General features: G+C 72.0%; 8 protein-coding genes. 5 read left to right on the top strand and 3 right to left on the bottom strand.

Annotated features, from left to right (window positions below):
- Nucleotides 1-79 precede the first annotated feature (79 nt).
- Genes NJ376_RS19955 through NJ376_RS19945 form a run of 3 tightly spaced genes read right to left on the bottom strand, consistent with a single transcriptional unit; the run spans nt 80 to nt 2,131 of the window.
- Nucleotides 80-505, bottom strand: a complete 426-nt coding sequence (locus NJ376_RS19955; protein WP_252955046.1) for a DUF6468 domain-containing protein — start codon at nt 503-505, stop codon at nt 80-82.
- 4 nt (nt 506-509) lie between these two features.
- Complete coding sequence (gene fliM / locus NJ376_RS19950) at nt 510-1,571, bottom strand: flagellar motor switch protein FliM (RefSeq protein ID WP_252955045.1); 1,062 nt, start codon at nt 1,569-1,571, stop codon at nt 510-512.
- Nucleotides 1,568-2,131 (bottom strand): flagellar basal body-associated FliL family protein, encoded by a 564-nt coding sequence (locus NJ376_RS19945; protein WP_252955044.1) that lies wholly within the window; start codon nt 2,129-2,131, stop codon nt 1,568-1,570. Before NJ376_RS19945 ends, fliM begins: the two co-directional genes overlap by 4 nt.
- 232 nt (nt 2,132-2,363) lie before the next feature.
- Between NJ376_RS19945 and flgF the strand changes: the two genes are divergently transcribed.
- The 5 genes from flgF to NJ376_RS19920 all read left to right on the top strand — a co-directional run bounded on the left by flgF (nt 2,364) and on the right by NJ376_RS19920 (nt 6,603).
- Nucleotides 2,364-3,104 carry a flagellar basal-body rod protein FlgF gene (gene flgF / locus NJ376_RS19940; RefSeq protein ID WP_252955043.1) on the top strand — a complete coding sequence of 247 codons (741 nt, stop codon included), beginning with the start codon at nt 2,364-2,366 and terminating at the stop codon, nt 3,102-3,104.
- A 20-nt stretch (nt 3,105-3,124) separates the two neighbouring features.
- Nucleotides 3,125-3,910: a flagellar basal-body rod protein FlgG gene (flgG, locus tag NJ376_RS19935; RefSeq protein WP_252955042.1), complete on the top strand. Its 786-nt coding sequence runs from the start codon at nt 3,125-3,127 to the stop codon at nt 3,908-3,910.
- 11 nt (nt 3,911-3,921) lie between these two features.
- Nucleotides 3,922-4,866, top strand: coding sequence for a flagellar basal body P-ring formation chaperone FlgA (gene flgA, locus NJ376_RS29410; protein ID WP_252955041.1), 945 nt, complete (start codon nt 3,922-3,924; stop codon nt 4,864-4,866).
- The gene (flgH, locus tag NJ376_RS19925; protein ID WP_252955040.1) at nt 4,863-5,597 is read left to right on the top strand and encodes a flagellar basal body L-ring protein FlgH; all 735 of its coding nucleotides are present in this window, start codon (nt 4,863-4,865) and stop codon (nt 5,595-5,597) included. The genes flgA and flgH overlap by 4 nt, the downstream gene beginning before the upstream one ends.
- A gap of 280 nt (nt 5,598-5,877) precedes the next feature.
- A complete protein-coding gene (locus NJ376_RS19920; protein ID WP_252955039.1) occupies nt 5,878-6,603 on the top strand; it encodes an SOS response-associated peptidase in 726 nt (241 codons plus the stop codon).
- Nucleotides 6,604-6,747: the final 144 nt, after the last annotated feature.

The following is a 6,747-nucleotide window of genomic DNA, read 5'->3' as shown; positions in this document are numbered from 1 at the left end:
GGCAGCAGCAGCCCGGCGAGCTTCGCCGCCAGCAGCAGTCCCATGGCCAGCATGGCGGCGGGCAGCAGGCGCAGCCGCATCAGCGCACGGCCTTCAGGGCGCGCAGCAGGTCGCGCTCCGCCTGGCTGCGGGCCTCGGCCGGCTCGGCGGGCGCGGCGCGGCCGGGCTCGGCGGTCAGCGGCCGGGCGCTGCGGACCAGGCTGTCCAGCCGGTCCGCCAGGGCCTCGGCGCGCTCGATCAGGTAGCGGAGATCGTCGCGTAGCGGCTCCGCCGCCGCGAGCTTCTCGGCCACCTGCCGCCCTGCCCCTTCCGCCGTGGCGCGCAGCCGCGTCGTCGCCGCCTCGGCCAGCCGGGTCGCCTCGCCGAGCTCCGCCGCGCTGCCCTCCAGCGCCGCACGGTCCTGCCTTGCCGTGCGCAACGCGCGCTCCAGCCTGATGGCAAAGGGCAGCGTGGCGCCGAGCAGCGCCACCACCAGAAGATCAAGCCCGGTCTGCACCCAGCCCATCGCCTCAAGCCTCCTGCCGACGGCGGATTTCATGGCCGATGCGCACGGCCAGGCGGGTCTCCCGCCGGCCCAGCTCGGCCTCGAACAGGTGGATGTCGCCGCAGCGCAGCACCACCGGCGCGCCGGGCGCGGCATTCAGCGTGATGCGGTCGCCCGGCTGCAGCGACATGACGGCGGCGAGCGGCATGGTCTGCTCGTCGAGCACCACGTCCAGCGAGAGCTCGGTGTGCAGCAGCTCCTCCGCCAGATGGGTTTCCCAGATGCTGTCACGGCCGAATTTCTCGCCCATGAATTGCTGCAGCAGCAGCTCGCGCACCGGCTCCAGCGTCGCATAGGGCAGCAGCAGCTCGATCTTGCCTCCGCGATCCTCCATGTCGACGCGCAGGCGGGAGAGGATGCAGGCGTTGGAGAGGCGGGAGATGGCGGCGAAGCGCGGGTTCACCTCCAGCCGTTCGAAGCGGAAATTGGCCGGGCTCAGCGGGCTGAAGGCATCCGACATGTCCTGCAGCACCACGGTGATGAGGCGCTCGACCAGGGTGCGCTCGATGGTGGTGTAGGGCCGGCCCTCGATGCGCATGGCCGCCGTGCCGCGGCGGCCGCCCAGCAGCACGTCCACCACCGAGTAGATCAGCGCGGAATCGATGACGAGCAGGCCGTAATTGTCCCACTCATCCACCTTGAACACCGCCAGCATGGCGGGTAGCGGCACGGAGTTCAGGTAGTCCCCGAAGCGGAGCGAGACGATGCTGTCGATCGAGACCTCGACATTGTCCGAGGTGAAGTTGCGCAGGCTGGTGGACATGATGCGGACGAGGCGATCGAAGACGATCTCCAGCATCGGCAGGCGTTCGTAGGAGATCAGCCCGGCGCTGACGATGCGCTCGATGCCGGTCTTCTCCCCGCTTTCGGCCGGGCCGGAGCTGAAGCCGAGCAGGCTGTCGATCTCCGCCTGGTTCAGCACGCGCGCCGCATCGGGGCCGGCGGCGGCATCCGCCTCGCCCTCCGCGTCCAGCGCCGCGCCCCAGGCGGCGGCGAGGTCCTCTTCCTCGTTCGGGCTGTCGCTCATTGCACCAGCAATTCGAGAAAGAGCACATCGGCGACGCGGGCCGGGGCGGCAGCGACGCTGGCACGGGCCACCAGCTCCTCCCGCAGCCGCTGGATGCCGGCACTGCCGCGCAGCTCCTCCGGCCGCATCTCCCGCAGATAGGTGGTGAAGAGGTCGAGCAGCCGCGGCATCGCCTGCTGCAGCGCCGGCACGTCTTCCTGCTTCGTCAGCTCCAGCTTGCTGCGCAGCTTGATGTAGGTGGCGCGGCGGCCGGGCGCGTTGAGGTTGGCGACGATGTCCGGCATGTCGAAATAGACCGCGCTGCGCGGCGCCACGGCCGCCGGCGCGGCGTGACCGCCGCCCTCGCCCTGCGCCGCCGCCTCGCCATGGCCGTCCGCCGCCGCCTCCGCCGCCGGCGTGCCCATGCCGAGCAGCCCGGGGAGGATGCCGGTGAACCACAGCCCGGCGCCGATGGCGGCCAGCAGCAGCGGCGCCGCCAGCAGCAGGAGCTTGCGCTTCCCGCCCTTCGGCTTCGCCTCGCCCTCCGTCGCCCCCGCAGACTTCTCCGGCTTCGCCGCCATATTCCGCCCGTTGCCCGATCCCCGGGGAGTGTGCGCGGCGTCGCTTAAGGAAGGCTTGAAGCTGCCGGCGCCCGGCAAGCCCGGCCGCCCGCTCGGCAGGAATTGCCGTGCCCGGCGGCTCCGGCCCCGCGGTTCGGCCCGGCCAAGCTGGCATGGCGGTTGCCCTGCCCCAGCCATCCCCGCGCCAGGACGGCGCCGCCCCGGGATCCCGGGGGCTTTCGCGGAGACGCAAATGGACACGCCCGGCTACGTCATCCTCTCCCGCCTCGGCGCCCAGATGCGGGCAATGTCCGTGGTGGCGAACAACCTCGCGAATGCCGACACCGCCGGCTTCCACAGCGAGCGGGAGATCTTCTCCCGCTACCTGCAGCGGGATCCGCTGGCGGAGCGCCCGCGCAGCGGCCGCGACGTCGCCTACACCATCGACCGCGCGACCTGGCGCAACACCGGCCAGGGGCCGCTGACCGCCACCGGCAACCCGCTGGACGTCGCGATCCATGGCGAGGGCTACTTCGCCGTCGAGACTCCGCGCGGCGAGCGCTACACGCGGGCCGGCCGCTTCACCCTGGACCAGGACGGCAAGCTGGTGGATGCCGAGGGCAATGACGTGCTCGGCGAGCAGGGCGGCCCCATCGTCTTCGCCCGCGGCGATTCCCGCATCGAGATCATGGGGGACGGCACGGTGCGGACCGAGAACGGCGTGGTCGGCCGGCTGCGCGTCGTCCGCTTCGCCGACCCGCAGCGATTGCGCGCCGAGGGCAACCGGCTCTTCGCCGCCGACGATGCGCCGGAGCCGGTGCCGCGCCCCTCTCTCCTCCAGGGCAGCTACGAGGGCAGCAATGTCAGCGCGGTGCTGGAGATGGTGCGGCTGACCGAGGAAAGCCGCGAATTCCAGATGGTGACCCAATTCGCGGAGCGCGAGGGCGAGCGGCTGCAGACCGCCGTCGAGCGCATCCTCCGCCGCCGCAGCTAGAACCCGGAAGGTCCTGACCCATGCGCTCGCTTCAGATCGCCGGCACCGGGATGCTGGCCCAGCAGACCAATGTCGAGGTCATCTCCAACAACATCGCGAACATGAACACCACCGGCTACAAGCGCCGCCGGGCGGAATTCCAGGACCTGATCTACGAGACCCAGCGCCGCGTCGGCAGCCAGAGCTCGGAGAACGGCACCATCCTGCCCGCCGGCACCCAGATCGGCCTCGGCGTCAAGACCGCCGCCATCTACCGCATTGCCGAGCAGGGCAGCCTGAACCAGACCGAGAACCGCTTCGACCTCGCCATCCGCGGCAACGGCTTCTTCCAGGTGCAGCTGCCCTCGGGCGAGACCGCCTATACGCGGGACGGCACCTTCGGGCTTTCGGCGGAAGGCCAGATCGTCACCGCGGAGGGCTATCTGGTGCTGCCCGGCATCACCATCCCGGCCGCCGCCGTGGACGTCACCATCAACGTGGCGGGGGAGGTGCTGGCGAAGCTGGACGGCCAGATCAACCCGCAGAATGTCGGCCAGATCCAGACCGCGATCTTCGCCAACGAAGGCGGGCTGGAGGCGATCGGCGACAATCTGCTGCTGGCGACGCCGGCCTCCGGCCAGGCCCAGCTGGCCGCGCCGGGGCAGCCCGGCCATGGCCAGGTGCTGCAGGGCTTCCTCGAGGCCAGCAACGTCAACGTCGTCTCCGAGATCACCAACCTCATCACCGCCCAGCGGGCCTATGAGATGAACAGCAAGGTGATCACGGCGAGCGACGAGATGCTCTCCACCCTCTCCCGCATGCGCTGATGAGGTGCCCGGTGCGCTCCCTCGCCCTGCTGCTGCTTGCTGCCCTGCCGGCGGAGGCCCAGCCCGCCCTGCCCGCGGCGCGGCCGCTTGCCCTGGTGGACTCCACCACGCTCCGCCTCGGCGACCTGTTCGAGAATGCCGGGCCGCGCGCCGAGCAGGCGATCGGCGCCGCGCCGGCACCCGGCCGGCGCATGGTGGTGGAGATCGCCCAGCTCGCCGCCATCGCCCGCGCCTATGGCCTGCCCTGGCGGCCGCTTTCCGGCAATGAGCGGGTGGTGATCGAGCGGCCGGGCCGCGCCATCCCGCGTGAGGAGATCCTGGCCGCGCTGCGGGAGGAGCTGTTGCAGCTGGCGATGGATCCGGAGGCGGAGCTGGAGCTCGGCCCGCTGGTCCCGCCCATGGTGCCGCCCGCGGCGCTGACGCAGCTCGCCCTTGAATCCTCCAGCTTCGACGCCGCCACCGGCCGCTTCGCCACCACCCTGGTGGTGCTGGCGGAGGGCATGCCGACCCTGCGCCAGCGCCTGGCCGGCCGGGCGGTGCCGACCCTGCCGGTGGTGCTGGCCAATCGCCGCCTGGCCTTGGGGGAGGTGGTGCGGCCCGGCGATGTCCGCGCCGGAAGGCTGCGGGCGGAGCGCGTCCGCCCCGGCGCCGCGCAGCGGCCGGAGGAGGTGGTGGGGCAGCAGCTCCGCCGCCCTGTCGCCGCCGACCTGCCGCTGCTGGGCAATGATTTCGGCCCGCCTTCCCTGGTGGAGAAGAATGCGCTGGTGGTGCTGGAGGTGCAGGCCCCGGGCCTGGCCCTGACGGCGCAGGGACGGGCGCTGGAGGCCGGCCCGCGCGGCGGGCTGGTGCCGGTGATGAACCTGGCCAGCCGGGCGGTGGTGGAGGGCCAGGTGGTCGCGCCCGGCCGGGTGCGCGTGGCCATGGGCGCCGCGCCGGTGCCGGCGGAGCGGCCATGAGGCGCTGCGCCCTGCTGGCGCTGCTGCCGCTGGCCGTACCGCTGGCCGGCTGCGGTTCGCTGGAGCGCCTTTCCCGCGTCGGCCGCAACCCGGAAATGAGCCAGGTGACGGACCCCACCAGTGCCCCGGACTACCGGCCGGTGACCATGCCCATGCCGGCGCCGCAGGACCCGCCGCTGGCGGCCAACAGCCTGTGGCGCCCCGGCAGCCGCACCTTCCTGCGCGACCAGCGCGCGGCGCAGGTCGGCGACCTCATCACCATCCTGGTCAGCATCGAGGACAGCGCGCAGCTGCAGAACCGCACCCAGCGCAGCCGCACCGGCACGGACACCATGGGCCTGCCGCAGCTCTTCGGCCTGCAGAGCCGCTGGCTGCCGCGCGCCGCCAGCCCGGACACGCTGGTCAGCGCCAATGGCAGCCAGGCCACGGATGGCGACGGCACGGCGCGGCGGTCGGAGACCATCGCGCTGCGCCTCGCCGCCACCGTCACCCAGGTGCTGCCCAACGGCAATCTGGTGGTGGCCGGGCGGCAGGAGGTGCGGGTCAGCGCCGAGCTGCGGGAGCTGGCGGTGCGCGGCGTGATCCGGCCGCAGGACATCGCCAGCGACAACACCATCCGGCATGACCGGCTGGCGGAGGCGCGCATCGCCTATGGCGGCCGCGGCACGCTCTCCGATCTGCAACAGCCACGCATCGGTTCCCAGATCCTCGACGTGCTCCTGCCCTTCTGATCATCCCGCGACGTTGCTGCGCAACGCCGGGGGGCCCCGGGGGCGCTGGGCGAACAGCGTCGGGCACAGCCCGTCGCGGCGGCGCCGCGCAGGGCAAGGTGCGGTCCGGCTGCAACGGAAGGCATTCGGGCTCCGGGCGTTGGCGGGTGACATCGGGGCACCGGGCGACCGGTGGTCCGCAACCCCATCGCGACGGGGCAGCGTGCCGGGTCACAGCGGGGCGCGGTAAGCATTCGCCCGGCGGCTCGACAGAGGATAAGGGGCGCGCCACATTCGGGGCATGTGTGGCCGGTTCTTCCAGCGGCGCGGGCCGCGCGCGGTCGCGGACGCTTTCGACATCACGACGCAGCTGCCCAACACGCCGCCGAGCTGGAACCGCGCCCCGACCCAGGAGGTGCTGGCGGTGCGCTGCCATCCGGAGACCGGCGCCCGCCACCTGGACCCGTTGCGCTGGGGCCTCGTGCCGCGCTGGGCGAAGGACGCCTCCGGCGCCGCACGGATGATCAATGCCCGCGCCGAAACCCTGACGGAGAAGCCCGCCTTCCGCGAGGCCTTCGCCCGCCGCCGCTGCCTCGTCACCGCCGACGGCTTCTATGAATGGCCGCAGGAGGGCCGGACGCGCCAGCCCTTCGCCGTGGCGCTGCGGGACGGCGCGCCGATCGCCTTCGCCGGCCTCTGGGAAGGCTGGCGCGCGCCGGATGGCAGCATCCTCCGCAGTTGCACCATCGTCACCACGGCGGCGAATGCGAAGCTCGCTGCCCTGCACCCCCGCATGCCGGTGATCCTGCCGCAAGCCGCTTGGCCGCTCTGGCTAGGCGAGTCTCGGGCGACAGCGCAAGAGTTGCAGTCCCTGCTGCGCCCCTGCCCGGCGGAGGTGCTGCTGGCCTGGCCCGTCAACCTGCGGGTGAACAAAGTCAGCGAGAACGACCCGGGCCTGCTTCATCGCGATCCATTGGCGCTGCCATTGCCAGGCCTAGATGATCCGCCACCTGCCTGGGCCGACTGAACACGTCTCCGCTATTCTTGAGCCACGATCTTCAACCCAGAGTTCATGATCCGCCTCTCGTATAGTTTTATTTGGCGCACCCCCAGAACATCCTAAAACGCGAACCAACGAGACGCTGGGTTGAATACCCGGCAGTACAGCTCA

The organism is Siccirubricoccus soli, from assembly GCF_024178315.1.
Classification (GTDB): Bacteria; Pseudomonadota; Alphaproteobacteria; order Acetobacterales; family Acetobacteraceae; genus Siccirubricoccus; species Siccirubricoccus soli.
This window is presented reverse-complemented; position numbering and strand designations above follow the sequence as displayed.

Coding starts and splice junctions, on each gene's coding strand:
- NJ376_RS19955 (WP_252955046.1), bottom strand. CDS start 505: ATGGGCTGGGTGCAGACCGGGCTTGATCTTCTGGTGGTGGCGCTGCTC.
- fliM (WP_252955045.1), bottom strand. CDS start 1,571: ATGAGCGACAGCCCGAACGAGGAAGAGGACCTCGCCGCCGCCTGGGGC.
- NJ376_RS19920 (WP_252955039.1), top strand. CDS start 5,878: ATGTGTGGCCGGTTCTTCCAGCGGCGCGGGCCGCGCGCGGTCGCGGAC.
- flgG (WP_252955042.1), top strand. CDS start 3,125: ATGCGCTCGCTTCAGATCGCCGGCACCGGGATGCTGGCCCAGCAGACC.
- flgF (WP_252955043.1), top strand. CDS start 2,364: ATGGACACGCCCGGCTACGTCATCCTCTCCCGCCTCGGCGCCCAGATG.
- NJ376_RS19945 (WP_252955044.1), bottom strand. CDS start 2,131: ATGGCGGCGAAGCCGGAGAAGTCTGCGGGGGCGACGGAGGGCGAGGCG.
- flgH (WP_252955040.1), top strand. CDS start 4,863: ATGAGGCGCTGCGCCCTGCTGGCGCTGCTGCCGCTGGCCGTACCGCTG.